General features: G+C 65.5%; 26 protein-coding genes and 3 tRNA genes. 11 read left to right on the top strand and 18 right to left on the bottom strand.

Annotated elements, in window-relative coordinates:
* Window positions 1-285 precede the first annotated feature (285 nt).
* Both AC5ZFO_RS22130 and AC5ZFO_RS22125 read right to left on the bottom strand, forming a co-directional pair.
* A tRNA-Gly gene (locus tag AC5ZFO_RS22130) sits at window positions 286-359 on the bottom strand.
* Between the two features lie 331 nt (window positions 360-690).
* Window positions 691-3105 carry an ATP-binding protein gene (locus AC5ZFO_RS22125; RefSeq protein WP_282521092.1) on the bottom strand — a complete coding sequence of 805 codons (2415 nt, stop codon included), beginning with the start codon at window positions 3103-3105 and terminating at the stop codon, window positions 691-693.
* 318 nt (window positions 3106-3423) lie between these two features.
* On the opposite strand from AC5ZFO_RS22125, the gene AC5ZFO_RS22120 reads away from it, so the two are divergent.
* Complete coding sequence (locus tag AC5ZFO_RS22120; protein ID WP_282521093.1) at window positions 3424-4137, top strand: substrate-binding periplasmic protein; 714 nt, start codon at window positions 3424-3426, stop codon at window positions 4135-4137.
* 10 nt (window positions 4138-4147) lie between these two features.
* Here the strand turns inward: AC5ZFO_RS22120 and AC5ZFO_RS22115 are convergent, their stop codons facing one another.
* On the bottom strand, window positions 4148-4351 hold the full coding sequence (locus tag AC5ZFO_RS22115; RefSeq protein WP_282521094.1) for a hypothetical protein: 204 nt from the start codon (window positions 4349-4351) through the stop codon (window positions 4148-4150).
* Window positions 4352-4377: 26 nt separating this feature from the next.
* Complete coding sequence (locus AC5ZFO_RS22110; protein ID WP_282521095.1) at window positions 4378-4587, bottom strand: hypothetical protein; 210 nt, start codon at window positions 4585-4587, stop codon at window positions 4378-4380.
* Window positions 4588-4748: 161 nt separating this feature from the next.
* Here AC5ZFO_RS22110 and AC5ZFO_RS22105 point away from each other — a divergent pair, with 161 nt between their 5' ends.
* Window positions 4749-5129, top strand: coding sequence for a YciI family protein (locus AC5ZFO_RS22105; RefSeq protein ID WP_282521096.1), 381 nt, complete (start codon window positions 4749-4751; stop codon window positions 5127-5129).
* A gap of 9 nt (window positions 5130-5138) precedes the next feature.
* Here AC5ZFO_RS22105 and AC5ZFO_RS22100 read toward each other — a convergent pair whose 3' ends face one another.
* A complete protein-coding gene (locus tag AC5ZFO_RS22100) occupies window positions 5139-5729 on the bottom strand; it encodes a TMEM175 family protein (RefSeq protein ID WP_282521097.1) in 591 nt (196 codons plus the stop codon).
* 128 nt (window positions 5730-5857) lie between these two features.
* Between AC5ZFO_RS22100 and AC5ZFO_RS22095 the strand changes: the two genes are divergently transcribed.
* Entirely contained in the window at window positions 5858-7915 is a 2058-nt protein-coding gene (locus AC5ZFO_RS22095) for an ATP-dependent helicase (RefSeq protein WP_282521098.1), read from the top strand.
* On the opposite strand, the gene AC5ZFO_RS22090 is transcribed toward AC5ZFO_RS22095, so the two are convergent.
* Genes AC5ZFO_RS22090 through AC5ZFO_RS22080 form a run of 3 tightly spaced genes read right to left on the bottom strand, consistent with a single transcriptional unit; the run spans window position 7916 to window position 11034 of the window.
* A complete protein-coding gene (locus AC5ZFO_RS22090; protein ID WP_282521099.1) occupies window positions 7916-9163 on the bottom strand; it encodes a metal-dependent hydrolase family protein in 1248 nt (415 codons plus the stop codon). It lies immediately after the preceding gene.
* Window positions 9164-9175: 12 nt separating this feature from the next.
* Window positions 9176-9679, bottom strand: coding sequence for a GAF domain-containing protein (locus AC5ZFO_RS22085; RefSeq protein WP_282521100.1), 504 nt, complete (start codon window positions 9677-9679; stop codon window positions 9176-9178).
* Complete coding sequence (locus AC5ZFO_RS22080) at window positions 9676-11034, bottom strand: MFS transporter (RefSeq protein WP_282521101.1); 1359 nt, start codon at window positions 11032-11034, stop codon at window positions 9676-9678. Before AC5ZFO_RS22080 ends, AC5ZFO_RS22085 begins: the two co-directional genes overlap by 4 nt.
* Before the next feature lie 113 nt (window positions 11035-11147).
* Between AC5ZFO_RS22080 and AC5ZFO_RS22075 the strand changes: the two genes are divergently transcribed.
* Both AC5ZFO_RS22075 and AC5ZFO_RS22070 read left to right on the top strand, forming a co-directional pair.
* Complete coding sequence (locus AC5ZFO_RS22075) at window positions 11148-12071, top strand: LysR family transcriptional regulator (RefSeq protein WP_496122530.1); 924 nt, start codon at window positions 11148-11150, stop codon at window positions 12069-12071.
* Window positions 12072-12210: 139 nt separating this feature from the next.
* Window positions 12211-13242, top strand: a complete 1032-nt coding sequence (locus AC5ZFO_RS22070) for an LLM class flavin-dependent oxidoreductase (RefSeq protein ID WP_282521103.1) — start codon at window positions 12211-12213, stop codon at window positions 13240-13242.
* Between the two features lie 25 nt (window positions 13243-13267).
* On the opposite strand, the gene AC5ZFO_RS22065 is transcribed toward AC5ZFO_RS22070, so the two are convergent.
* Entirely contained in the window at window positions 13268-13510 is a 243-nt protein-coding gene (locus AC5ZFO_RS22065) for a GIY-YIG nuclease family protein (RefSeq protein WP_282521104.1), read from the bottom strand.
* 94 nt (window positions 13511-13604) lie between these two features.
* Window positions 13605-13690, bottom strand: a tRNA-Tyr gene (locus tag AC5ZFO_RS22060).
* Between the two features lie 205 nt (window positions 13691-13895).
* On the opposite strand from AC5ZFO_RS22060, the gene rlmB reads away from it, so the two are divergent.
* A complete protein-coding gene (gene rlmB / locus AC5ZFO_RS22055) occupies window positions 13896-14726 on the top strand; it encodes a 23S rRNA (guanosine(2251)-2'-O)-methyltransferase RlmB (protein WP_496122529.1) in 831 nt (276 codons plus the stop codon).
* Between the two features lie 226 nt (window positions 14727-14952).
* Here rlmB and AC5ZFO_RS22050 read toward each other — a convergent pair whose 3' ends face one another.
* Together AC5ZFO_RS22050 and AC5ZFO_RS22045 are read right to left on the bottom strand one after the other, a co-directional pair.
* Window positions 14953-15459: a hypothetical protein gene (locus AC5ZFO_RS22050; protein WP_282521106.1), complete on the bottom strand. Its 507-nt coding sequence runs from the start codon at window positions 15457-15459 to the stop codon at window positions 14953-14955.
* Window positions 15460-15528: 69 nt separating this feature from the next.
* The gene (locus tag AC5ZFO_RS22045; protein WP_282521107.1) at window positions 15529-16014 is read right to left on the bottom strand and encodes a hypothetical protein; all 486 of its coding nucleotides are present in this window, start codon (window positions 16012-16014) and stop codon (window positions 15529-15531) included.
* A 307-nt stretch (window positions 16015-16321) separates the two neighbouring features.
* Between AC5ZFO_RS22045 and AC5ZFO_RS22040 the strand changes: the two genes are divergently transcribed.
* Window positions 16322-16795 carry a hypothetical protein gene (locus tag AC5ZFO_RS22040; RefSeq protein ID WP_282521108.1) on the top strand — a complete coding sequence of 158 codons (474 nt, stop codon included), beginning with the start codon at window positions 16322-16324 and terminating at the stop codon, window positions 16793-16795.
* Between the two features lie 171 nt (window positions 16796-16966).
* A tRNA-Thr gene (locus AC5ZFO_RS22035) sits at window positions 16967-17041 on the top strand.
* Window positions 17042-17059: 18 nt separating this feature from the next.
* Here AC5ZFO_RS22035 and AC5ZFO_RS22030 read toward each other — a convergent pair.
* The 5 genes from AC5ZFO_RS22030 to AC5ZFO_RS22010 form a co-directional block, all read right to left on the bottom strand.
* Window positions 17060-17473, bottom strand: coding sequence for a GFA family protein (locus AC5ZFO_RS22030; RefSeq protein ID WP_282521109.1), 414 nt, complete (start codon window positions 17471-17473; stop codon window positions 17060-17062).
* A 20-nt stretch (window positions 17474-17493) separates the two neighbouring features.
* Window positions 17494-19326, bottom strand: a complete 1833-nt coding sequence (locus tag AC5ZFO_RS22025) for an outer membrane protein assembly factor BamB family protein (protein ID WP_282521110.1) — start codon at window positions 19324-19326, stop codon at window positions 17494-17496.
* Window positions 19327-19422: 96 nt separating this feature from the next.
* Complete coding sequence (locus AC5ZFO_RS22020; protein WP_282521111.1) at window positions 19423-20136, bottom strand: class I SAM-dependent methyltransferase; 714 nt, start codon at window positions 20134-20136, stop codon at window positions 19423-19425.
* Window positions 20137-20217: 81 nt separating this feature from the next.
* Window positions 20218-20937 (bottom strand): class I SAM-dependent methyltransferase, encoded by a 720-nt coding sequence (locus AC5ZFO_RS22015; RefSeq protein WP_282521112.1) that lies wholly within the window; start codon window positions 20935-20937, stop codon window positions 20218-20220.
* Window positions 20938-21191: 254 nt separating this feature from the next.
* The gene (locus AC5ZFO_RS22010; protein ID WP_282521113.1) at window positions 21192-22889 is read right to left on the bottom strand and encodes a methyl-accepting chemotaxis protein; all 1698 of its coding nucleotides are present in this window, start codon (window positions 22887-22889) and stop codon (window positions 21192-21194) included.
* Window positions 22890-23134: 245 nt separating this feature from the next.
* On the opposite strand from AC5ZFO_RS22010, the gene AC5ZFO_RS22005 reads away from it, so the two are divergent.
* The 3 genes from AC5ZFO_RS22005 to AC5ZFO_RS21995 all read left to right on the top strand — a co-directional run bounded on the left by AC5ZFO_RS22005 (window position 23135) and on the right by AC5ZFO_RS21995 (window position 24542).
* The gene (locus AC5ZFO_RS22005; RefSeq protein WP_028154790.1) at window positions 23135-23326 is read left to right on the top strand and encodes a hypothetical protein; all 192 of its coding nucleotides are present in this window, start codon (window positions 23135-23137) and stop codon (window positions 23324-23326) included.
* Between the two features lie 270 nt (window positions 23327-23596).
* Window positions 23597-23992: a hypothetical protein gene (locus AC5ZFO_RS22000; RefSeq protein ID WP_282521115.1), complete on the top strand. Its 396-nt coding sequence runs from the start codon at window positions 23597-23599 to the stop codon at window positions 23990-23992.
* A 295-nt stretch (window positions 23993-24287) separates the two neighbouring features.
* On the top strand, window positions 24288-24542 hold the full coding sequence (locus tag AC5ZFO_RS21995) for a hypothetical protein (protein ID WP_282521116.1): 255 nt from the start codon (window positions 24288-24290) through the stop codon (window positions 24540-24542).
* A 53-nt stretch (window positions 24543-24595) separates the two neighbouring features.
* Here the strand turns inward: AC5ZFO_RS21995 and AC5ZFO_RS21990 are convergent, their stop codons facing one another.
* Window positions 24596-24838: a DUF6719 family protein gene (locus AC5ZFO_RS21990; RefSeq protein WP_247437036.1), complete on the bottom strand. Its 243-nt coding sequence runs from the start codon at window positions 24836-24838 to the stop codon at window positions 24596-24598.
* Window positions 24839-24933: the final 95 nt, after the last annotated feature.

The raw sequence follows: 24933 nt of genomic DNA, 5'->3' as shown, positions 1-24933 counted from the left end.
CGTGGCGGCGAACACGATCCGGGCGACCATGCCCAGGATTTCAGGCGTTCGGCGTGGCGCGGTCCAATTTGCCTCGCTTCAGCCGGTCGCATACAGCGAAGGCCAGGAGGGGGCGCCAACTGGGATTCTAACTGGTTGCCTTTCGCGGTTCTTATCCAGCGCGGGAATACGAAAGCTATCAAGAGAGTCGCGAAACAGTCGATCGGAAAGCGAGCATCGGAACGCGCAAAGCAGCCGATTTGTCAGAATGAAATCTGACCCCTCTCGCTAAATCTTCGAAAAATTTGGAGCGGGTGAAGGGAATCGAACCCTCGTATTCAGCTTGGAAGGCTGCTGCTCTACCATTGAGCTACACCCGCATCACTGGCTCCCTAACACGACCGGGCGGCAGTCTCAACTGCTCCGGACCGGTCTTTCCCGCCTCGCGGACAGGCTAGTTCCCGCCCCCGGGGCGCCCCTTAACGGCGGCGGGATTTCGTCCTATATTCAGAGTCCCGAAACCAACGAAAGGAGGTGATCCAGTGTCTTATCTCAAGCGCTGTCACCTCGCTGGGATCGCCCGCTAGGCTTTGACGAAAGGCCTGGCATCGGGGCGCTCTCAGCCCTGGACCAGCGAGCAAGAAATCGGGCGCGACGGGGTCTCCCCGCCGCGCCTTTTTCGTGGGTGGCGCCCGCATGGATGAGCTCCGCTCAGGCCGGCGGCTCGCCTGCAAGCACCTCGCGGATCTTCTCCGACAGCTCCGATTTCCGGTACGGCTTCCTGAGCAGCGCCAGGCCGGGATCGAGATGTCCTTCGTGGACGATGGTGTCGTCGGTATAGCCGGAGGTGTAGAGCACGTTCGCCCCCGGCCGGCGGAGCCGGACGGCTTCGGCCAATTCCCGTCCGTTCATGCCGCCGGGCATGATGATGTCCGTGAACAGGAGATCGAATTTGACGCCCTGGTCGACCAGCGCAAGCGCGGCTGCGCCGTCGCTGGCGGCAAGCGTGCGATAGCCGAGGGTGCCGAGCTGGGCGATGACATAGCCCTGCACCAGCGGATCGTCCTCGACCACGAGGATCGTCTCCTGCCCTCGTGCCGCCGCGGGCGGCTGAACCGACGCCGTCTTGGCCGGCGTCTCGCCCTTCGACCGCGGCAGGAACAGCCGCATCACCGTGCCGCGCCCCTCCTCGCTCTCGATGACGACGGTGCCGCCGGTCTGGCGGGCAAAGCCGTAGACCATGCTGAGCCCAAGTCCGGTGCCACGGCCGACGCCCTTGGTGGTGAAGAACGGCTCGAACACGCGCTCGCGGATGTCGGCCGGAATGCCGTGACCAGTGTCGGCCACCGCGATCATCACGAAGGCGCCGCGCATGACATCGCCGTCGCCGGCACCGCTGGCGCCGTCGAGCTCGCGGTTCGCGGTCTCCAGCGTGAGCCGGCCGCCGCCCGGCATCGCGTCACGCGCATTGACGGCGAGATTGACGATCGCCGACGAGAGCTGCGACGGATCTGCCATCGCGGACCAGGCGTCGTCCGCGAGCCGGGTCACGATCTCGATATGCTCGCCGAGGATCGGCTTGAGCAGCTTCGCCGTTTCGACCACGAGTGCGTTGACGTCGATGTCGCGGGGCTCCAGCGGCTGGCGGCGCGCGAAGGTCAGGAGCTGCGAGGTGATCTCGGCGCCGCGCGCCGCCGCATCGTCGATCAGCTGTGCGATCGCGGCGAACTCGGGCTTGTCGGCAAGCCCTTCCTGGATGATCTCGATGGTGCCGGTGATGACCGTGAGCACGTTGTTGAAGTCGTGAGCGACGCCGCCGGTGAGCTGACCGATCGCGTCCATCTTCTGGGATTGGCGCAGCCGCTCCTCGGCCTCGTGCTGCGCCGTGAGGTCGGTGGCCGACCCGCGATAACCCATGAAGCGTCCGTCCGCCGCGAAGATCGGCTGGCCGTTGACGTTGAAATGATGCATGCGGCCGGCCACGTCGCGCCCGCGATATTCGAACTTCCGGAACGGCTCGTGGCGGTCCAGCGCCGCCACGTGCGCCCGCCATTTCTCGGGCTCGGCGTCGCGGTCGGAGGCGGCATCTGTGCGGTGCTTGCCGACCAGCGCCTTGTTGTCCATGCCGAAGGCGCCGGCCCGCTCGGATACGTAGGTGAACCGATGATCCGGTCCGGTCTCCCAGAACCAGTCGGACGCGGTCTCGGCATAGTCGCGGAAACGCTCTTCACTGGCACGCGCGTCCTCTTCGGCGCGCCGGCGAATATTCAGGTCGCGCTCGAGATTTGCGTTGGCCTCGCGCAGCTCGCCATAGGCGCGCTCGAGGTTCGCGCACATCGCGTTGAAGGCGTCGATCACCTTGTCCAGCTCGTCGGGATCGCGGGGCGGCCGGCGCTCGAGGCGCAAAGGCGGCGGCGGCCGCGACAGGCTGTATTGGCCGACGTACTCGGCGATGGCGGCCAGATGCCGCGTCACCAGCAGATGGAACATGTAGATGATGAACAGCGAGACGATAAAGGTCTTCGCTGCCTGGCTTGCCAGGATGATGAGGGCCCGGTTCAGCAATTGCTGATAGACCTCGGCCAGCGTCGCCTCGACATGAAGCACGCCGATCGGGCGTACCGTCCCCTGGACACTGTAATTCAGCGGATAGTCGCGTGTCACGGCTGAGCGGGTGCTCGGCTCGCCGACAGCAACACGGATCGGATTGGGACGATCGGCGATCTCGCGCACCTCGGCGGCGCGGATGTCGGGCAGCCGCAGGATGCCGTCGAGCTGGAGCTTGAGCTGGTTCTGGTCGAGATTCCACAGGCTCTCGCCGAGGCTGCCGGTCGTGCTGCGGCCGATCTCGTCGAGCCGCGTCTCGATGACGCCGACCTCGCGGTCGTAGTCGAGATAGAGCTGAAGGGCGGTCAGCATCAGCGTGACGATCGAGGAGAACAGCAGCACGGCGGCCAGCAGGCGCGGCCCGACGCCGCTGCGCGACCAGTTGAAGATCCGCGACAGCAGCGCTCCGATCATCCCTGGCGCAAATGCAGGGCCGATCCCGCTCAAATCCTGCTTCGCGGCCGCCGGGGCACCGGCGCGGCTGCTGCGCTTGGAGTCCTCGTCGCCTGCGTTGCCCATGCACCACCTCCCCGGAATGGCGGCACCCTGCTCCGGACGGCGGGTCGCAGCCGCGAGCAATTCGACAGTTGAAATTCTCTCATCACGCGACTTGCATGGCGATCCTGCCGGCCCATGGGCGGCTTGGCGGGGTCTGATCTTGCACCCAGCAGCAGGATTCTCGCGCAAACTATCACTTCGCGTACTGGAATGACATTGGTTAAAGTCCGCAGTCACCTGCAAGACGGGCGAGCGGTGCGGCCGCCACACGGGCGCCACGTCGGTGGCTCGCGGCCATCCGAATCCAATGGTAGCCATGCAGGGCAAAGGAGACGCGTCATGTGGCGGATCATCGTCGCCTGCCTGTCATTGCTCGCCGCCGGTCCGTCGCACGCGCAGGAGCTGATCCGGCTGGCGCGGATCGCCGATATCCCCGATCAATATGTCGGCGGCGAGATGCTGCGGGCCGTCTACGCCAAGCTGAATATCAAGCTGGCGTTCGAGGACGTCCCCGGCAAGCGCGCGCTGGCGCTGTCGAGCGCGGGCGAGGTCGATGGCGAGATCCAGCGGATCGGAACGCTCTCCAGCGAGTACCCGACGCTGATTCAGGTCACGCCGGCGATCAACTACATCGAGCCGGCGGTCTTCGCGACGAAACTCCGTTTCGACGTCGCCGGCTGGAATTCGATCAGGGAGTACAGCATCGGAATCGTCCGCGGCGTCGGCTCCTCAGAGGCCGGGACGCGCGGCATGGCCCGCGTCACCGCGACCACCAGCCTCGAGAACATGATCAGGATGCTCGACGCCGACCGTTTCGAGCTGATGGTCACCGACCTCTTCAGCGGGCTCGTCGCGGTGAAGAAACTCAATCTGCAGGCCAGGATTGTTCCGCTCTCGCCACCGCTGGAGCGCATCAACATCTACCACTATTTGCACGAACGCCATCGCGATCTGGTGCCGGAGGTCGGCAAGGTGATCGCGCAGATGGAAGCGAGCGGCGAGCTGGCAACGCTGCGCGAGGCGCTGGTCAAACAGGTCCTGAGCGCGCCGTGACGGCGCCGGGTCAGCTCGCGCGAAGCCGCTCACGCAGGGCAACGGCGCCAATCAGCACGCCGACGCACCAGGCCATGACCGTCCGATGAGGCTCGTCGCCGAGCAGCACCGTGATGATGCTCGTCAGCAGGCACGGCGCGATTGCCTTCGCCGTCCGGCTCATCAGCGCAAGCAGGAACGGCATCGTCGCGATCGATATTTGCAGGACGTCCATGTTGAAAGACGGTGTCGCCGAAGGCTTCAGAAGCCACACACATTGAGCCCGCGCGGGCGTTTTCCGCGGCGGCTCTCGACGATCCGCTCGCCGCCGTTCTCGGCCGAGCTGCCGTAATAGCGGTGGTGGCCGGACTGGTCGTGCAAATCCGCGGCTTCCGATTTTCCCGCCCGACGCGCGTCGCAGATGATCTTTATGGTCGACATGGCCGCCTCCGAAGTGTTCTTGGTGGCCATCAGTCGCCTCGGCTTTGGACAGCGTTCACCTCCGAGGGCGGCAATCGGGTTTCAGGACGGTTTCGTCGCAACTTGCGCGACGCAATATGTTAGGGATTGTCGGTATCGGCGGCGCTCATACATCCTTCCGACTGCGAGCTTGAAAAACAAACGAGGTGACGATGCTTTACGCCATCCTGGCCTACCACGTGGAAGACGAGATTTTGTCCTGGGCGCCGGAGCAGGACGCCGCGGTCGTGGCCAAAGTGATCGAGGTTCAGGCGCCCTTGAGGGCAAGCGGACACCTTGGGCCGGCCGCCCGTCTGGATGAGACCCGAAAGGCACACACCTTGCGCGGCCCCGGCGCGGGCATGGTGCTGGACGGCCCGTTTGCCGAGACCAAGGAGCAGCTTCTCGGCTTCCATCTCGTCGACTACGATACCGATGAGGAAGCGATCGCGGCGGCGCGGAAGCTGCGCGAGGTCAACCCGTCGGCGGTCTACGAAATCCGCCCGGTCAAGCTTTACGTGCCGGCCGACGGGTTCGGCGCGACAAAAGGGTGAGCCGCCGCCTCACGCACCTGGCCCGGTCGGTGCGGCATAGAAGCGCTGGATCAACAGCCCGCCAAAGGCGATGAACCACACGAAGGGCGCGACGTGCGGCGCGAAGGCCGCAACGATCGTGCCCGGAATGAACACCAGCAGCGGAAACATCGAGGCCATGATCTCGTGGCGCCAGCCGCCCAAAATCGTCCACCACAGCCAGGCATTGAGGCCGGCGATCGCAGTCAGATGCAGGCCGTAGAGCACGGCCACCGCGCTGCTCATGCTGTAATTGGTGTAGAGGCCGTTGGTCACCGGCAGCAGCACGATCGACAGCAGGAAGAACAGGTTGAGGATCACCATGCCGCGGCTGCCCACGGGCTGGCGCGCGAGCCGGCGGTGGTGGCTGATCCAGAACACGCCGGCAATGATGAAGCTGAGCGCGAGACCGGCGAGCTTGCCGGAATAGACATGGGCGAGATCGCTCCAGCTCGGGGCACTGGTAAACACCGCGGCCTTGGGCAGGTCGTAGGCGAGCAGCGTCATGGCGACACCAAAGATGGTATTGCTGAGCGACTCCAGCCGCCGCATCTCGAACTGGTCGGGCTTGAGGTCGGTCATGCCGGTTGCGCACTTCTCAGGCTGGAACTTCGGGCCGTGTTGTCCCTAGGTCTTAACATTGGTTCCGTCCAGCCGCATTGCGATTCGCGCCGGGATCGCCGACTCTCACCCTTTCACCGGGGCGATTCGTGGCGACATATCTGGACACGCTCAATGCGGAGCAGCGCCGTGCCGTGGAGCATGGCGTCGCCGATGGCGCGACCGTGGGCGCCCCCCTGCTCGTCATTGCCGGCGCAGGCTCCGGCAAGACCAATACGCTCGCCCATCGCGTCGCGCACCTGATCGTCGCAGGCGCCGATCCACGACGCATCCTCCTGATGACGTTCTCCCGCCGCGCCGCGGCCGAGATGGCCGGCCGGGTCGAGCGCATCGCCCGCAAGGTGCTGGGCGAGAACAATGCCGCGATCATGCGCGACGCCCTCACCTGGGCCGGCACGTTCCATGGCATCGGCGCGCGGCTCCTGCGCGAATATGCCGAGCGGATCGGCGTCGATCCGGCCTTCACCATCCACGACCGCGAGGATTCCGCCGACCTGATGAACCTGGTCCGGCACGAGCGCGGCCTGTCGAGGACCGAGAGTCGCTTTCCGGCCAAGGGCACGTGCCTGTCGATCTACTCGCGCTGCGTCAATGCCGAGATGGAGATCGAAAAAGTGCTCGGCCAGCACTATCCCTGGTGCGCGGGCTGGGCCGCCGAGCTGAAGGGCCTGTTCGCGGCCTATGTCGAGGCCAAGCAGACCCAGCACGTGCTGGATTACGACGACCTCCTGCTCTACTGGTCGCAGATGATGAGCGATGCGCTGATCGCCGACGAGATCGGCGGCCGCTTCGATCACGTGCTGGTCGACGAATATCAGGACACCAACCGCCTGCAATCCTCGATCCTGCTGGCGCTGAAGCCGGATGGACGCGGGCTCACCGTGGTCGGCGACGACGCGCAGTCGATCTATTCGTTCCGCGCCGCCACTGTCCGCAACATCCTAGATTTTCCGCAAAGCTTCTCCCCCCGCGCCGAGATGATCACGCTCGACCGCAACTACCGCTCGACGCAACCCGTGCTGGCGGCGGCGAACGGCGTCATTGGCCTGGCGCGCGAACGCTTCACCAAGAATCTGTGGACCGACCGCACCTCGTCGCAGAAGCCGCAGCTCGTCACCGTCCACGACGAGGCCGACCAGGCGCGCTACATCGTCGAGCAGGTGCTGGCCAACCGCGAGCAAGGCGCGCTGCTCAAGCACCAGGCGGTGCTGTTCCGGACGTCCTCGCATTCCGGGCCGCTGGAGATCGAGCTGACCCGCCGCAACATCCCCTTCGTCAAATTCGGCGGCCTGAAATTTCTCGATGCTGCGCACGTCAAGGACGTGCTGGCGCTGCTGCGCTTTGCCGAAAATCCGCGCGACCGCGTCGCCGGTTTCCGCATCCTGCACCTGTTGCCGGGCATCGGCCCCGCCACCGCGCAGCGCGTGCTCGACCAGATGGCGGAGAGCACCGATCCGCTCACCGCGCTCGGCCAGCTTGCGGTGCCGCCACGCAGCGGCGCCGAGTGGACCGACTTCGTCCGCACGGTCGGAAATCTGCGCTACTCGGAATGGCCAGCCGATCTCGAACGCGTGCGGCTCTGGTATGAGCCGCATCTCGATCGCGTCCACGAGGATTCCGAGACGCGCCGCGCCGATCTCATGCAGCTCGAGCAGATCGCGAGCGGCTATGCCTCGCGCGAAAAATTCCTGACCGAGCTCACGCTCGACCCGCCGGATGCGACCAGCGACAAATCAGGCCCTCCGCTCCGCGACGAGGACTATCTGATCCTCTCCACCGTCCATTCGGCCAAGGGCCAGGAATGGAAGTCGGTGTTCGTGCTCAACGTCGTCGACGGCTGCATGCCGTCGGATCTCGGCGCTGGCACTACGGCCGAGCTCGAGGAGGAGCGCCGGCTGCTCTATGTCGCGATGACGCGCGCCAAGGACGATCTGCACCTCGTCGTGCCGCAGCGCTTCTTCACCCACGGCCAGCAAGCCAAGGGCGACCGCCACGTCTACGCCTCGCGCACCCGCTTCATCCCGGAATCCCTCGTCTATCTGTTCGAGCGCACCGCCTGGCCGAAGGCCGCCGCCGGCGCGGCCCGCACCGCGGCCCAAGGCCCGAAGATCGACATCGGCGCGCGGATGCGCGGGATGTGGCGGTAGTTAGGCGTTCAGCCGGTCGAACTGGACCTTGCCCGCCTTCATCACCATCGGGATGTGCTCACCCTGGCCGAGCAGGCAGGCGACATCGCGCAGCGGGTTGCCGTCGACCACGAGCAGGTCCGCAATAGCGTCGGGCGCAATCCGGCCGAGCTTGCCCTCCATGCCAAGCACTTCGGCACCGATCAATGTCGCGCTGGCGATGACGGCATGCGGCCCGAGAATTTCGGCGCGAATCCGGAATTCCTCGCTCTGGAGGCGTTGAGAGGCTCCAAGCAGGTCGCTGCCAAATCCCATCTTCACCCCGGCGTCGCGATAGATCGCGAGCGAACGCAGACCGGCGTCGCGGACATCGGCGATCTTGGCCACGCTCTCCGGCGGCAGGCCGTATTGGGCGCCCTCATTGGCCAGCGCCTCGTAGGTGACGAGGGTCGGCACCACATAGGCGCCCTTTTCGGCCATCAGGCGCGCGGTCGGAGGATCGACCAGATTGCCATGCTCGATGGTGCGCACGCCGCAGCGAACCGCGCGTTCGATGGCGGCCGCGGTGTAGGCGTGGGCGAGCACGTAGGTCTGGCGCCCGCGCGCCTCCTCGACGATGGCGCGGATCTCGTCCTCGGAATAGCCGAAGGCGCCGACCGGATCGGTCGGTGAAGCGACGCCGCCGGACGCCATGATCTTGATCTGGTCGGCGCCCATCTGGAGCTCCTCGCGTGCCGCCCTACGCACCCCATCGACGCCATCGGCAACGCGCGCCAGCGCGCCGACCCGCACGCAGCAGGGACATGGCGCATCGCTCGCGAGGTAATCCGAGCGTGCCCGCATGTCGCCGTGGCCGCCGGTCTGGCTGAGCGCGCGGCCGGAGACGAACAGCCGCGGGCCGTCGGTCAGGCCGGTCTCGATCGCCTGCTTCAGCGCATGGCCGGCGCCGCCGGCGTCGCGGACGGTGGTAAAGCCACGTCGCAGCATGCCGCGCAGCAGCAGCGTCGAGCGCAGCGTCACCAGCACGTTCGGCATGTGGACCTGCTGCGCCAGGTTGAGCTCCACGGCGATCGCGTGCACATGCAGGTCGATCAGGCCGGGCATCAGCGTCTTGCCCTTGAGATCGATGGTGCGATCGGCGGTGGCCTGGATCGGCCGGTCCGAGACCTCCTTGATCAGGCTGTCTTCGACCAGCACATCATGGCCTGCCAGCAATTCCGCCTGGAGCGGATCGAGCAGCGCGGCGTTCTTGAAGAGGATGCTGGGCATCGCGGAATCCTGTCAGAAGTCGGCCGGCGCAAGCAGCGCCGGCAAGGTGAGCTGGGCAAAGGGAAGGCACGCGGCGACATCGTCCTCGCCGTACCAGCCCGCCTCGTGAAGCAGATTGAGCGAGCCGAGTGTACGGCCGCGCCAGCGCACGGGCATGTTGAGCACGCTCGCGCAGCCGAGCGAGGCGATCAGCTCGTGGTCGGAGAACACCTTGCGCAGATCATCCGGCGTTCGGCCGATATAGGCCTCGCCGCGGTCGAGCACGGCCTCGGTCCACGGGCCCGGCGCGAGGCGCTTGCGTCCGCCGGTCGGATACGGACCGGGAAGATTGGAATAGACTCGCGCGGCTTCGCCGCTGTCGCCGTCGTAGGTCAGGATCGTGAACAGCTTGTGCCCGATCGCCGACTTCACGGCTTCGTCGAGTGCCGCGAACAGCGCATCCGGCTGATCCGCCCTGCCCTGCGCCGCCGCCACGGCGCAGAGCAAGGGATCAGCGGTAACCTTCGTCCGCGTCATGCAACTTCACCCGCCGCGATCTCTTCCAGCGAGCGGCCGCGCGTCGGCACGCCCATCAGCACGACGGTGACTGCCCCGAGCAGCAGGACAGTGGTGGTGACCCCGAATACGCCGGCAAAGCCGAAATTCGGATAGAGATAGCCGACCAGGATCGGCGAGACGATCGCGCCGATGCGACCGATTGCGGAGGCGAGCCCGGCACCCGTGGTCCTGACGGGCGTCGGGAATACTTCGGCGGTATAGGCATAGACGCCCGCATAGGTGCCGTTCATGAACAGGGACAGGAAGATTCCCGCCGCCATGATCTGCTGGTCGCTTTGCGCGAAGGCGAGCCCGAGCGCGCTGGCGCCGCCGAGCACCATGTAGGTCGCGATCGTCGCCTGCCGGCCGATGCGCTCGTTGAAATACGCGGCGCTGAAATAGCCGGGGATCTGCGCGCAATAGATCGCGATCGAATAGGCGAAGCTCTTGGTAATGCTCATCCCATTCTGGACCAGCAGGCCGGGGATCCAGACGAAGAAGGAATAATAGCTGAAGGTGATCGCCAGCCACATGATCCAGGTCATGATGGTGATGCGCGCCTGGCGGCCGGCGAGCAGCGCCGCGAAATTGGCGAGCAGCGTTCCGGTAGCTCCGGCCGGCGCCGTCGCTTCGACGACCGGCTGCGGCAGGACATGGCCCGCGCGTGCAAAGCCTGCCTCGATCCTGTCGAGGACGGCTTCGGCTTCCTTCTCCCGTCCCCGGCTTTCGAGCCAGCGCGGCGATTCCGGCAGCGCCCGGCGCCACCACAGCAGCATGACGACCGGCACCGCTGTGATCACCAGCACGATGCGCCAGCCGTTCTCGTAGGCGGGAACGATGAAGTAGCCGAGCAAGGCTGCGGCGACGAAGCCGAAGGAGAAGAAGCCGGCGAGTGCGCCGGTAAAGCTGCCGCGATAACGCCGCGCGACGAACTCCGCGAGATAGGGCGCGATGATCGCGCTCTCCGCGCCGGTCCCCATGCCCGCGACAACGCGGGCGGCAAAGAAGGACGGCCAGGTATCGACCATCGCACTCACGATCGATGCCGCGCAGTAAAGCGCCAGCGCCGACATCATCACCGCGCGGCGCCCGATCAGGTCACCGAGCGTACCGGCGAACAACGCGCCGAACAGGAAGCCGATATAGGTGCTGCTGCCGAGCACGCCGATCTGGACGCTCGACAGATTCCACGCCGTGCGCAGCACCGGCAGGATGAAGGCCAGCACCGCCGCGTCCATCGCGTCGAATGCGTAGCCGAGCCCGCCCATCAACAGCAGATGCGTGTGGAAACGCGCGAATGGAAGGCGCTCGATGCGCGCCGAGATCATCGACATGAAAGTCCCTCAGTCTAGGCGGCCCGGCGCTCCGCGTGTCCCTTGGGGAACCATAGACAAAGTGAGATTATCGTCATAATTTATAATCATGATCTAATATATCACCATGGTGAATGTTCGTGTCGTTCCGCGCGCTCGACCTCAACCTCCTGAAAGTCTTCGAGGCGCTGATGACCGAAGGCAGCGTTACCCGCGCGGCGAGCGCGCTGACGATGACGCAGCCCGCGGTCAGCAACGCGCTCGCGCGCCTGCGCGACGCGCTCGGCGACCCCCTGTTCGTCCGATCAGGCACCGGGATTCATCCGACCCAGCGCGCCGTGGTGCTGTGGGAGCCGATCGGCGAGGCGCTGGAAAGCGTCCGTGGCGCGCTCGACGAGCAGGTGTTCGATCCCGCCCGCGCGCAGACCGAGTTCAGCCTGTCGATGTCGGACTACGTCGCCTCGCTGGTGATGCCGAACCTCCTCGGTCATCTCGGCAAGGTCGCACCCAAGGCGCGCATCCACACCGTGCCCAACACCATTTTGGAGATCGCCGATCAGCTCGAGGACAACAGGGTCGATTGCGTGCTGAGCGTCTATGTCAACGAGGCGCAACAGCCGGCCGCCATTCGCTCGCGCTCGCTGTGGACCGTCGACTACGCCTGCTTCATGCGGCGCGGCCATCCGCTCGCGGCGATGAAGCGGCTGAGCACGCGCAGCTTCCTCAACGCGGGGCACGTGGACGTGAGCCTCGCCGGCAAGACCTTGCCGTCCTACGATCTTTTCCTCGCCTCGCGCGGGCTGTCGCGCAATCTGGTCGCGACCGTCAATCATTACAGCGCCGCCTACGAGGTCGTGCGCCAGTCCGACCTGATCGCCGTGCTGCCGAGCGATCTGCGCTCGCAATCCCGGCACGCGCCGTTCCTGCACGCCATGCCGCTGCCACTCAAGGCACCGCCGCGCATCGTCAGCCTGTTCTGGCACCAGCGCAACGACACCGTGCCGGCGCAGCGCTGGCTGCGCGAGACCCTGGTCGAGATGTTCGCCAGCTCCGATTGATCCGCCGGTGCGGTGAAAAACCGGAAACCCAGCCTTTCCCGGAGCAGCATTGTCGAAGCGGCCTCCGCGCCCTAGCTGCACAGCAAACAATTTCCCACATGCGGGCGCCGCTCGCGCCCCCCCCTCAGAGACCTGATCGATGACCTCACCGCTTCAATTCGGACTGGATACTTTTGGCGACGTCACCAAGGACGGCACAGGCAAGATGCTCGCGCACGCGCAGGTGATCCGCAATGTCGTCGACGAAGCCGTGCTGGCCGACGAGCTCGGCATCGACTTCATCGGCCTCGGCGAGCATCACCGATCTGATTTTGCGATCTCCTCGCCCGAGACCGTGCTCGCCGCGATCGCGTCGCGCACCAGGCGCATCCATCTCGGCTCGGCCGTGACGGTGCTGAGCTCGGACGATCCGATCCGCGTGTTCCAGCGCTTTGCCACGCTCGATGCGCTCTCCAACGGCCGCGCCGAGGTCATCCTCGGCCGCGGCTCCTTCACCGAATCCTTTCCGCTGTTCGGCTTCGACCTGCGCGCTTACGAGGCGCTGTTCGAGGAGAAGCTCGATCTGTTCACGGCACTCTTGTCGCAGCAGCCGGTGACCTGGGAGGGCAAGCTGCGGCCGCCGCTGAAGGAGCAGCTGGTCTATCCGCCGGTCGAAAATGGCCGGCTTAAGACCTGGATCGGCGTCGGCGGCAGCCCGCAATCGGTGGTGCGCGCCGCACACTACGACCTGCCCCTGATGCTCGCGATCATCGGCGGCGATCCCGCGCGCTTTGCGCCTTACGTCGATCTCTATCACCGCGCCTTCAAGGAGTTCGGCCGCCCGGCACAGCCGATCGGCGTGCACTCGCCTGGCTACATCGCCGAGACGGACGAACAGGCGCGCGAAGAACTGTGGCCCGACTACAAGGCGATGCGCGACCGCATCGGCAAGGAGCGCGGCTGGCCGCCGATGGGCCGCGACGAGTTCGTCAGCGAAGCCGAGCACGGCTCGCTCTATGTCGGCTCGCCGGAAACCGTCGCGCGCAAGATCGCCAAGACCGCAAAGGCGCTCGGCATTTCGCGCTTCCAGCTGAAATATTCGGCGGGGCCTTTGCCGCACGAGAAGCTGATGAAGAGCATCGAGCTTTACGGGCGGAAAGTGGTGCCGATGGTCAGGGAGATGATGGGGTGATGCGATAGTCCGTTTTCGCTTTCGCTCACCAGAATCTCTTCTTCGCGAAGGCGTGGCCCGAACCCGACTTCAAATAGCCTTCGAAGGCTCTCGCCTTCTCGATATCTGAGAAGGCCACATAGGTAACCAGCCTCCAAGGCATGTATTTGGAGGTATGCGGAGACTTGCCCGCGTTATGATCCGCTAGCCGTTTCTTGAGGTTCGCCGTCAGGCCAATATAGCGCTGACCGCCGAAAGCGTCGCTCTCCAGAAGATAGACGTAGTGCATGGAGCCGCCCTCCTTCGCCGAGGCTTCGGAGGGCATCCTGCTTCGCGCAGTGAAGGGCCGCAAATCCTGCGAAGCGCGTCAGCGCGAAGCAGGATGGTGGGGGAGGCAGGACTCGAACCTGCGAAGCCATGAGGCGGCTGATTTACAGTCAGCTCCCTTTGCCACTCGGGACACTCCCCCGCTCGACGGCAGCACAATCGGGCCGGACCTTGCCGGCGACCGAAGACGGCCATGGAACGTGAAGGCCGCGACAGCCCGGATGGGGGCGCGACCGGGCGCGTTTATGGGCGATGCGGTGGGGCAAAGTCAACCGAGGCGAACAGCTAAATCGCCCCCGAAGCCACCCAAATTGCCATATTCCGGGACCCGTGACACAAGCGAGCCCATGAAGGATCGAAAATTCACCCCAAGGGGCCCCCGCGCCGGAGCTAAGCCCTTCAACAGGCCCGGAAAATCAGCCGGTCGGCCGGCCTGGCGCGACCGCGATTCGCAGTCCGACGGACCGGTCATCCTCTACGGCTGGCACACCGTGACCATGGCGCTCGCCAACCCTCAGCGGCAGATCCGCAAGCTGACGCTGACCGAGAACGCCGCAAAGCGGCTTGCGGACGAAAACATCGCGACCCGCGTCACGCCCGAGATCGTCCGGCCCCAGGAGATCGACCGCCTGCTGTCGCCCGACGCCGTGCACCAGGGCCTGCTCGCCGAGGCCGACGCCCTGCCCTCGCCCGACATTGAGACCCTGGAGCAGGAAGGCATGGTGCTGGTGCTCGACCAGATCACCGATCCGCACAACGTCGGCGCCATCCTGCGCTCCGCCGCGGCGTTCGCGGTGAAGGCGATCGTCACCACGGCGCGCCACAGCCCCGAGGCAACCGGCGTGCTGGCCAAGGCCGCCTCCGGTGCTCTCGAGCTGGTGCCAATGGTGACCGTGCAGAACCTCGCCCGAGCGCTGACCGCGTTGAATGAGCGCGGCTTCCAGACCGTTGGACTGGACAGCGAAGGCAGCGAGGACCTCTCGAACGTCACGCTGCGCGAGCCGCTCGCGCTGGTGCTTGGTGCCGAAGGCAAGGGCCTGCGGCAATTGACCCGCGAGACATGCAGCGTCGTGGCGCGGCTCGACATGCCCGGCGAGATCAAGAGCCTCAACGTCTCCAACGCCGCCGTGCTCTCGCTCTACGTCGGCGCGAGCCGTCTCGGGCTGATGAAGCGGTAGCTGCTGACGCAACGGCGTTCTGCTCCCTCGCCCCGTTCTTACGGGGAGAGGGTTGGGGTGAGGGGTCGCCTCCGCAATCACGGTGACAGTTGGACTCGCGGAGAGTCCCCCTCACCCGGATTGCTGCGCAATCCGACCTCTCCCCGCAAGCGGGGCGAGGTGAAGAAAACAAAACGCCCGTCCGCATCACACGGACGGGCGTTTCGTTGGCTCAACCGATCAGAGATCAGTAATAGCGGCGCAGTACGCGATGGCCGCCGTAATAGTACGGCGCCGGTGCGCGGCGATGGGCGTAGCCGTAGCGCTGAGCGTAGCCGTAGTGCGTACGCGGGAGATAGCCGTAGCGCGGGCCATAGCCGTAGCGATACGGACGGTAGTACGGGCGGCGATAGGGATAGGCCGCCGGCGCTTCGACGGCGGCAGCACGGTAGCCATAGCCGTAGCCGTAATTGGCGGGCGCAACGACCGCGTCCTCACGATAGGTCGGATACGGCGCGAAGGCGCCCGGGCCGGTATAGGTCGGGCCCTGGTTGACGTAATAATACTGCGTGGTCGGCTCGGCGAGACGCTCATAGGCGCCGTAGCCGTACCCATAGCCGCCGCAACCGGTGTTGCAGCCGGAGTAAACCGGCGCAACCGGTGCGCACGTGCTGAAGCCGCAAGCCGCGGCGGGCGCGGTGGCGACGAACATCACGGCAGCCGCCGCAACCAGTCCCGAAATCATTTGACGCATTACTCTCTCCTGTTGATTTTCGTATCTTGGATTTTTGATCTTGGATTTTTTCTTGGATTTTGACGTTTCTTAAGTCGGCGGCCTTCCGGGCGCCTCTGCATGCGGCCGCGGCCGAGGACGCCGCGGACGGTCATTGATCTCAGGCGCAAAGATCACCGGCGGCGGATTGACGGGCACGTCCATCTGCGGCGGCAGCGGCGCCGATTCCACACCCCAGCTCTGGTGATAGCTCTCGGCGGGCTTTGGCAATTTGCGGTTGGCGGGCGGCTCGACCTCGAGCCGGCCGTAGCCGGGCCGCAGGCCCATGGTCGGATAATAATGGCCGACATCCTCGGGCTGCCGCTCGGCGATATAGCGCCCGCCATAGATCGTCGGCTGCACCTGGACGTTCTTGCCGAGGCCCCAGACACCCTCGACCACGCTGTAGGACGCGTCGATGTTGTCGATGATGATGGGCACGCCCGGGCGGCCGGGCACGACGATGTCGAAGCCGCCGCCGGCAAACGCCGTCGCGGGCAATCCGATCAGAATGGCGGCGAGCGCGAGAGCGCGCATGGAAGGATCCCGGTTTATCCGACGCTCAACCTATCCGATCGCCACGCGGAGAGGGTTAAGGCCCCCTCACCAATTTCCGGTAAGCCTAACGTGCGAGGGTCGACAGCGGCTCAAATGCCGCAAGCTGCGCTAGCGAAGCGTTAACGGGACGCAAACCCGCCGCACATGGCGGATCGCACGAGGTTGCGTGGCGCAAGCTGCACATCCTGGGCGGGCTCACGTCGATGTGACCCCACGTGCGAGAATCCGCGGAACGACTGTAGGATGGCGCGCTTAGCACAGGTCTCAACAACATGGAGAAAATGCCATGACGAGCCTGAAGCTTCTTGGCCTAGCCGCGATCGTCGCGTCCACGCTGGCAACACCGGCCTTCGCGCAAACGACCCTCGACAATTCGGGCCGCTGCACGGGGCTCTTCCAGGATCCCAATTGCCAGAATCTCGGCCCCGCAAATCCCACCACCGATCGCGCCTATCGGCGCCGGCACATGGCCCGCGGCCAAGTGAATCCGAATGACGGAACTCGATCGGGCTTCTGGCCGGTCGACACTGCAGGCGCAGTTGCTGGCGCGGCCGTCGGGACCGCGGCAGCTGTCGCATCCGCGCCATTCGGCGGCTGGGACAATTCCTACGCCTATGACAATTCCGGCGGATATAACGGCGGCCGCGGCGAAATGGGCTGGTACGGCAATTGGGATACCTACGCGGCCCGCAACGGCATCGTTTGCCGGCCCGGGACCTGGTACAAGGGCGCGGACGGCCTCCAGCACATCTGCCAATAAGGCCTTCTTCCATCGGGTTGAATGGTTTCAGGCCGCCCTACGGGCCGCCTGTTTCATGCCGGCGAAACGCAACCCTCTGGTTCTGGCACTTTCCAACCAAGTCTGATATTGCGGCGCCCACGGGCGGACGGCTCCAGCACATGCCGGTCCCCGCCCAGCTTCATGAGCGTGGCCGGCTTAGCTCAGCGGTAGAGCAGCGGTTTTGTAAACCGAAGGTCGGGGGTTCAATCCCCTCAGCCGGCACCAGCGCTTGAGGCGGAAGCTTCAGCTTGCATTCTTCGGCGCACTGCTTTGCTGGAAGTGCTCCGCACCATTGATTTCGACCCAGGCATGTTTCGACTGCTCGAAAACCGATCTTAGCGGAGCCGGGAAATTCGGGTCCGCCATCGCGCCGACGGCAACGCCAATCATCCCTGGCAGGTTGTCCGCCTTCCAGCAGACTGTCGAACCGCAATTGGTGCAAAAATAGCTGCGGACGTTGCCGCCGCTCGCGGCCTTGCGAACGTATTCGCTTGGGGTCCCCGAGATCGTGACGGCCTCAGCCGCGTAGAAGGCACCGACGCCGAACGGCGCACCGGTTCGGCGCTGGCAGTCCATGCAGTGACAAGCAACGACCGCGCGGGATGGCCCCGCGAGCGACAATGCAACGGCGCCGCAACGGCATCTGGCATCGATCATCGCGCCTCCCTGCCTCGCGCTCAGTCCGTCCCCACCTCGAACGCCAGCAGCACGTTGCCGGCGACGCCGCTCCATTGGCCGTAGCCGGAATTGGTGTAGAGCATGCCGCCGGCGATGACCGGTCCGGGACCATCGATCGCGCCGCCATGGGCGGGGACGCCGTTGACGGCCTTGTAATCCTGCGCGGTGTCGAACTCCCAGATCAGCTTGCCGTCGCTGGCATAGGCACGCAGGAAGCCGCTGACGCTGCCGGAGAACACGACGCCGGGGATCAGGCTCACCGCCGCCGACAGCGCGGGGCTGCATTGAAGACGATCGCCACAGGCGACCGGAGGCACCTCCATCACGACAGTCCCGCTGGCGAGATCGAGCCCGAACAAGCCACCGCCTTGCGTGGAGTCGAGACGTCTGGTGCCGTCACGCAGGAAACGCACATCGGAGTTCGCGACATAGATGCGGTCCTGATCGGCCGCCGAGCCCCATTCGCTGCCGCCCAGCGCACCGCCCTTCCCGATCCGCGTCTGCCACAGGATCTTGCCGCCGTCGTCGGGATCGAGCGCGTGCACGACGCCGGATTTCTGTGCGATGGCAAGAACGCGCCTGCCGTCGCGCAGGGTCACCAGGATCGGAGACTGACCGAAATCGTGGTCGGGTCCGTGATCCTCGGGACAATTGGTCTTGTCCGCACCGTAGCACGCCACGACATAAGCGTCCTTCGGCGTGGCCTGCTGGCTCCAGAGCAGCTTTCCCGTCGCAAGATCGAAGGCGAGAATCGCGTCACTCGTTGCGGATGGCGGATTCGAATAGGAATTGCTGGTCGCGACATAGATCGCGCCGCGCTTCACATCGATCGTCGGCGCCGACCAGATCGCGGCACCGGACGGGCCGAACAGCTGCACGCCCTTCGCGTTCTTGTCGGTCGGATGCGGCACTTCCGGGATCGTATAGGCTTGCCAGACCGGCTTGCCGGTCGCGGCGTCCAACGCCACCACGCTGCCGCGGAAGGTGCAACATTCGTAAGAGGCTTGCGAGCCGGCGGCTTCCTCGAGCGAGGACACCGGCACGTAGAGAACGCCGGAATGCAGCACCGGTGCGCCGGTGATGCGCGCGGCCGGATGCTCCTCCACCTTCGCCTTCCAGATCAACGCCCCCGTTAGCGCGTTCACGGCATAGGCGTTGGCACGCAAATCACCGAAGAAGATCGCGAACTGATCGGAACCGGGAAGCGGTGCGACCGTGATCGCAGCGCGCACCGCCGCATCGATCGCGAACGTCCACAGCGTGCAGCCGGTTCGCGCGTCGAGCGCATGCACCTTGCGGTCGGTGCCGCCGATGAACAGCAGGCCGCCCATGATCGTCGGCGGCGCAAAGGACACCGAGGCGCCGGGAAACGCGTAGGCCCATTTCAGCCGCAGGCGCGGCACCTGCGCCGCGGTCAGGCCCGCCATGTCGGCCGGCTGGAAGCGGCTGTTGTTGAGGTCGACGCCCCACCCGTTCCAGCGCGGGCCGTCGAGCGGTTGCGGAAAGCCGCTGAGTTGCTGCGTGCAGCCGCCCTGCCCGTCAGACGCGCTGCTGATCGCGGCCTTGCCGGTGACGAAAGCAGCAATCGCGCGACGCTCGTCGTCGCTGCGCTCCTTCGCCATCGCGGCCATGCTGCCGGAGGTCAGCGTCCCCAGCACGTGATCGAACGACATCGCCCGCATGGCGCCGCGCGCGGGCGCGCGGCTCTGGGCATCACCGGCATCGTGACATTGCGCGCAGTGGGTTGCGTAGAGCGCGGCGCCGTTCTGCTGCGCCAGTGCGGGCGCGGAGCACCAGATCAACAGAGCGGCTACGACAAAACTCGGCCTCATGGCGTCCTCCGGTATCGTCGTGAAAAGATCGCATCACACAACCTGAAGTGTATCGCCAGTGCGATCGCGGACGCAATGGAGTTCCGCCTGCGTCTGTCACATCGCCGTGGCCATGCGTACACGATCGGGCAATTCATCCAGACGCCATAGGGCGAGGCTCTTGTCGCGCCAGCCGCCACCGCCCTCCTCGCAACGCTCGTTGATCAGCGCGCGCGGCGAGGGCCAGTTGAATGGCGCCTTCGCCATGTTCAGCGCGCGCCAATCGCCATCCTCGCAATCGCGATTTGCATCCCATTCGGGAAATGTTGTCACCAGCAGGAAGCCAGCGCCACTGTCGGCAAAGCGGGCAACGGCGCGGGCGATATTGTCGAAGCTCAAATGAACCAGGCAGTCTCGGCACAGGATGACATCCGCGCGCGGCAGCGCATCGCGCGTGATGTCGGCAACGAGAAACCGGCCGGACAATTCGCCGCCGGCCACACGCCGGCGATTGGTCTCGATCAGCGACGGCACTACGTCGATGCCGGTATAGTCGAGGTCGAACTTGATGCGGCCGATCCAGCCGGCATCGCCGCAGGGCGCATCGAGCAGCGAGCGCGCCCCGAGCCGTCGCAGCAGGGGAGGAAGCTCCTCCCGGATCGCGGCGGTCGCCGGGTCCTCCGAGCCGAGGCCCGAGACGGATGTGGCGGCGCCCCACAGGTTGGTCCGCTCGATCCGCTCGAACCGCGCGGCGAGATCGAGGCCGTCAAAGTTCTCGCGGTCCGCAACGAAGCGCTCATGGGCGAGGACGGGTGCACGATTGGTGATCATCGGGCGAGGCTCACATGAAAATTCCGTCGCGGGCCCACTATACAGCCGCAGCGTCGCCTGCGAAATCGCCAGCCGCTTCCCTCAGGCCGGCTTCTGCCACTCCATGATGTGGAAATAGGGTACGCGGCGATGAACGGCATTCCTCTCGGGATCGCCGCCTGCGGGCTCCGGCTCGACGAACAGACGCAGCTGAAGGCCGTGATCGAGCAACAGCGTCATGTAGGTGCTGAGCGGACGATGCCAGTTCTGGATCCGGATGCCGCACCAGCTCACCCAGATCGGCCGCTCCTCCATGTAGTGGTCGATCGAGAAGCGCGGGATACCCTCGCCGTCCCGCGTCCAGCCGTCGGGCTGGCCCGCGGTGTTGAAGCTGGTCAGGTTGGCGATCAGCAGCGTGCCGCCCGGCCGCAGCGCCGCCACCATCTTCGTGATGGCCGCGCCGAGGTCGGGCATGTCGATCAGGCTGAGATAGCTGACGACCAGGTCGAATTCCGCACTGAGCTCCATCGTCTCGGCGCGGCCGAGCCGATAGTTGCCGGTCGGGTCCAGCTCCCTGGCGCGCGCAAGCAACGCTTCGGTCGGATCGAGGCCGGTGGTGCGGATGCCGACGCACTGCATGATACGGCAGAAGCGCCCCTCCCCGCAGCCGACGTCGAGCGCATTGCGAAAGCCGCGCCCTTCGATCCGCGCCCGCATCGGCGCGTCCAGGACGAAGCGGCGACCGTAGTCGCCGTCTTCCCCCTGCTCGACGATCCAAGCGGCCGCGGACGCGGTCCAGCCGTCGCTGACGTCCTCGTTCATTGGGCGACCTTCGGGAATGGATGTTGGCCACGCGCATCGCGCCTGCGCGGCTACTGACCACGGATTGGATCAGAGTTCAACATCAGGTAGCTTGCGCATCCGATGCGCTCGACCACCAGCAAAGAGAAGGCCAAAATCGTTGCCGGCGCCGTGACGGCCGTCGTCATGACGGCCATGCTCTTGGTGTTCGCGCTCGGCCTTTTGCTTCCGCATTAGGCACGGTGAGCGCGGCGGACGAGTGCCGCCGCGCAAACTTACGCCGCGCGCACGGTCCGCAAGAATTTTCCGACCTCGTCCTTCAGCCGGTTGCTGTCGGTAGCCAGCATCTTGGCGGTCGAAAGCACCTGCGAGGACGCCGAGCCGGTCTCGGCCGCACCGCGCTGCACGTCCGTGATGTTGGTGGAGACCTGCTGGGTGCCGTGAGCGGCCTGCTGCACGTTGCGCGAGATCTCCTGGGTCGCCGCGCCCTGCTCCTCGACCGCCGCGGCAATGGTCGACGACACCTCCGACAGCCGCTCGATCGTCGCGGAGATGTCGCGGATAGCGTTGACGGATTCCTGGGTCGCGGTCTGGATTCCGGAAATCTGCTGGCTGATCTCGCCGGTCGCCTTCGCCGTTTGCTCGGCCAGCGTCTTCACCTCGGAGGCGACGACCGCGAAGCCGCGGCCGGCCTCGCCGGCACGTGCCGCCTCGATCGTGGCGTTCAGCGCCAGCAGGTTGGTCTGGCCGGCAATGGTGTTGATCAGCTCGACGACATCGCCGATCCGCGTCGCCGCGATCGAGAGCTCGCTGACCCGCTCGGTCGTGGTGCGCGCCTGGGTGACGGCCTCGCCCGCCATCCGCGCGGACTCCTGCACCTGCCGGCTGATCTCGTTGACCGAGGACGACAGCTCCTCCGTGGCGGTCGCAACCGACTGCACGTTGCCCGTGGCTTCACCCGAAGCGACAGCGACCACCGAGGTCAGCTCCTGCGCGCGGTGCGCGGTGGTGGCCAGCGTCGAGGACGACGCTTCGAGCTCGGTGGACGCCGAGCCCACCGTCTCGATGATCTCGCCGACCGCACGTTCGAAGCCGTCGGCCAGGTTGACCATGTCACGGCGGCGCTGCTCGGCGGCCTGCTTCTCGGTTTCGAGCTGCGCAGCCTTGAGGTGTTCGACCTCGAGCGCGTTGGTCTTGAACACTTCGACGGTCCTGGCCATGTCGCCGATTTCGTCGCTACGGTCCTTCTCGGGCACCTCGGTCTTGAGATCGTTGCGGGCGAGACCCTCCATGGCGAGCTTGAGGCGGGCGATCGGCCGGGACATCGCATTGAGGCCGATGAAGAGCGCGATCGCGATGCCGACGATCAGGCCACCGGCGCTGACCCCGATCACGGTCCAGCTCGCGGATCTGGCGTCGCGGTTGATGGCCTCCTTACGCTTGCTGACAGCCTGCGCGGTCTCGGTCACGAATTGAGCGATGCGTGCGAAGGCCGCATCCATCACCGGATCGCACTCCTTGTGGGCACGTTCGGCCGCCTTGGCATTCTCTTCCACGCTGCTTGCCTGTGCGCCGGCCTGAAGCACCGGATCACAGCTGGCGAACACAGCTTTCAACTGGTCCCCGATGCTCTTGATCTGGCTCGTACGCGACGGATCGTCCTGCTCCGCCGCCTCCAGGAATTGACGAATTTCGTTGCGGTTCTGGTTTGCCGTCTTGAGGCGGCCGGCATTGCCCGCCTCGGTCGTCTCGGTGAAGGTCGCGTAGAGCGCCGCATGATAGGTCTCGGCGCGGCGCTGGGCGCGCGTGAGGTTGAGAGCCGAGGATTGGGCGGCGGAGAGTTCGGCAAACCCGTCGACGGTCGCCGAAAGTTCGCGCGTGCTGAAGGCGGCGACGGCGACCATCGCGCATCCCATCACCGCCACGATCAGCGCGACCTTCCACACGATTTTCAGATTGTTCAAAAAGCTCATCACAGCCGCCTCAATGCTTCTGCCGACGCATAATCCCAGCAACGGGCATTGGAACCGGCGGACGTTAAAATTTGATGCCAAATCCACCGAGTAGTCTTACGGAAAAATAACTATTCGAGGTGTCGACGTAAGCTTCGCGTAAGCTTCCGCCCGTTTCGAGGGCGCGACCCGGACATGACCGGCCGGAACCGGTCGCCCGCGACAGCCGTTATCGGCCCATGCGGATCAAGGAAGAAAACCGAAACATGTTTCTGCTGGCGACTGTGACGCTGTGCTGTGTCGCTGTGGCCGGCACCGTTGCGCTGTTCGAGCTGGCACCAGGGCCGGCTCCGGCAACGCAGGTCGCCGAACGCGCGGCGATCGACGTTACGGCTCCGACACCGGTCCGGGTGGTCGGGGCGCCGTTCGAGCCCAACATCAACCCGCGCGAGCGATAGCGCTCACGTCGGCGATGCCTCTGCGCCCGCCTCGGGTCGGTCTTGGGCCCGCGCCAATTCCTCCACGAACGCGATCACCTCCGCCCGCTTGTTGGGCGGCAGCGACAAGAACGCACGGACGAGCCTCAGGCCCTGCGCTTCGTCCGACTGGTCTAAATTGACGTCCATTCCCCACTGTCGGGCGGGCGGGAAAAATATGCAATCCCCAGCCGAACACCTTCTTGATTCGGCCGGCCAGCTTTGCTGGAATAGCTCCAGCAGAGGTGGACCATGAAGTGGATCAGGGAGCGCGACGCACTGATCGCGCAGACATTGGCTTTCGTTCAATCGGTAACCGGCAAAAGGGATGACTTCCATCCGCCGGAGACACCGACGGCTGCACCGGACGTGCCGGAGGGGGCCACCGTCACGGTCGAGACCGTGGCGGTCGAGACCTTCACGGTCGAGATCAAGCCGCAGCAAGTCGTCCCGCACGCCCCGCCCGTCATGATCCCGCCAGCACGGACAAGCGGCGACTTCCGCTCCGAGATGCAGGCCCGCATCGCCAGTTTCCGCAAGCATCAGGAGCGATTCGAGCGCGAGCGGGAGGAGTATTGCGCGGCGACCCTGACCAGGCTCCGCGCGGCCATTCGTGACCCCTCTCTCCGCCCGCCAGCCGAAAACTAAGGCCGGCGGTCGATCAGCCACCTACAGCCAGGACCAGACCAACCAGAGATTGGCCGCACAGGCGCTGAGCAATCCCAGCGTCAGTGGCAGCAGCATGTGCCCGCAGCAGGTCTTGAGGTCGGTCGTCATGGCGGAAAACATCCGCTGATTCCGGCAAATGAGTCCCAGGGATTCTTTTTTTTGGGATTCAGGACTCGTTAAAGACTCAGGGCCACCGCTCCGATCACGCCCCCGTGATCGCCCCGGAACCCCTTGCCCCGTGCAGCCGTTAACGCGCTTTCCGGGAGCGGGAAGAATGCCCTACGCCCTGTTCTGCAACGACGCCCAGATCAGCAAGGCCTATCCCAGCGAGGCCGACGTCTGGCAGCTCGCGCAGCAAAGCGGTCTCGTCGTGGATGTCAGCACCGACGACGAGCGCCACGGACCGCGCCGGGTCCTGGACAACGACTACGAGATCAAGCCCTGCCGGGCCGCCCAAGGCGAGGACCCCGCCAGGAACAAGGCCGAGGCCGAGCAGCAGTCGAGGATGGAGCTTGAGCTGAATTCCTGAGGTTCGGCGGCAAGCCCAAGGTATCTGGACCCAGGGGTATCTCAGGAAGTCTCTCAGGGGGTCGCGGTCGCCAGCGAGGCCTGCTCGCCCGCCAGCACCACGCAGGCCTTGCGGCGGTGCAGGCCGCGGATCGCGCCTGTTACCTTCAGCACCTTGCCGGATGGGCAGGATGCGTCCTTGACGAAGGCCACCTCATAGGGTGCCAGCATCAGAGGCTCGGATTTGAGGATTGTCTGTGCAGCGCACGGCAGGGAGATGAAGCACGAGAGCACTACTGCCGACACCAAGATACGCATGACCGTCGTCCCACCAGCCCGGTAATTCTCATATAACGCCTTCCGGAGCGCGAGTTCCGTAGGCGGCAAAAATTATTTTTGCTTTACGCCCGTCC

This window comes from Bradyrhizobium sp. Unk1 (assembly GCF_059512345.1).
Note: the sequence above shows the minus strand (reverse complement) of the source record. Positions and strands in the feature narration are given on the sequence as shown.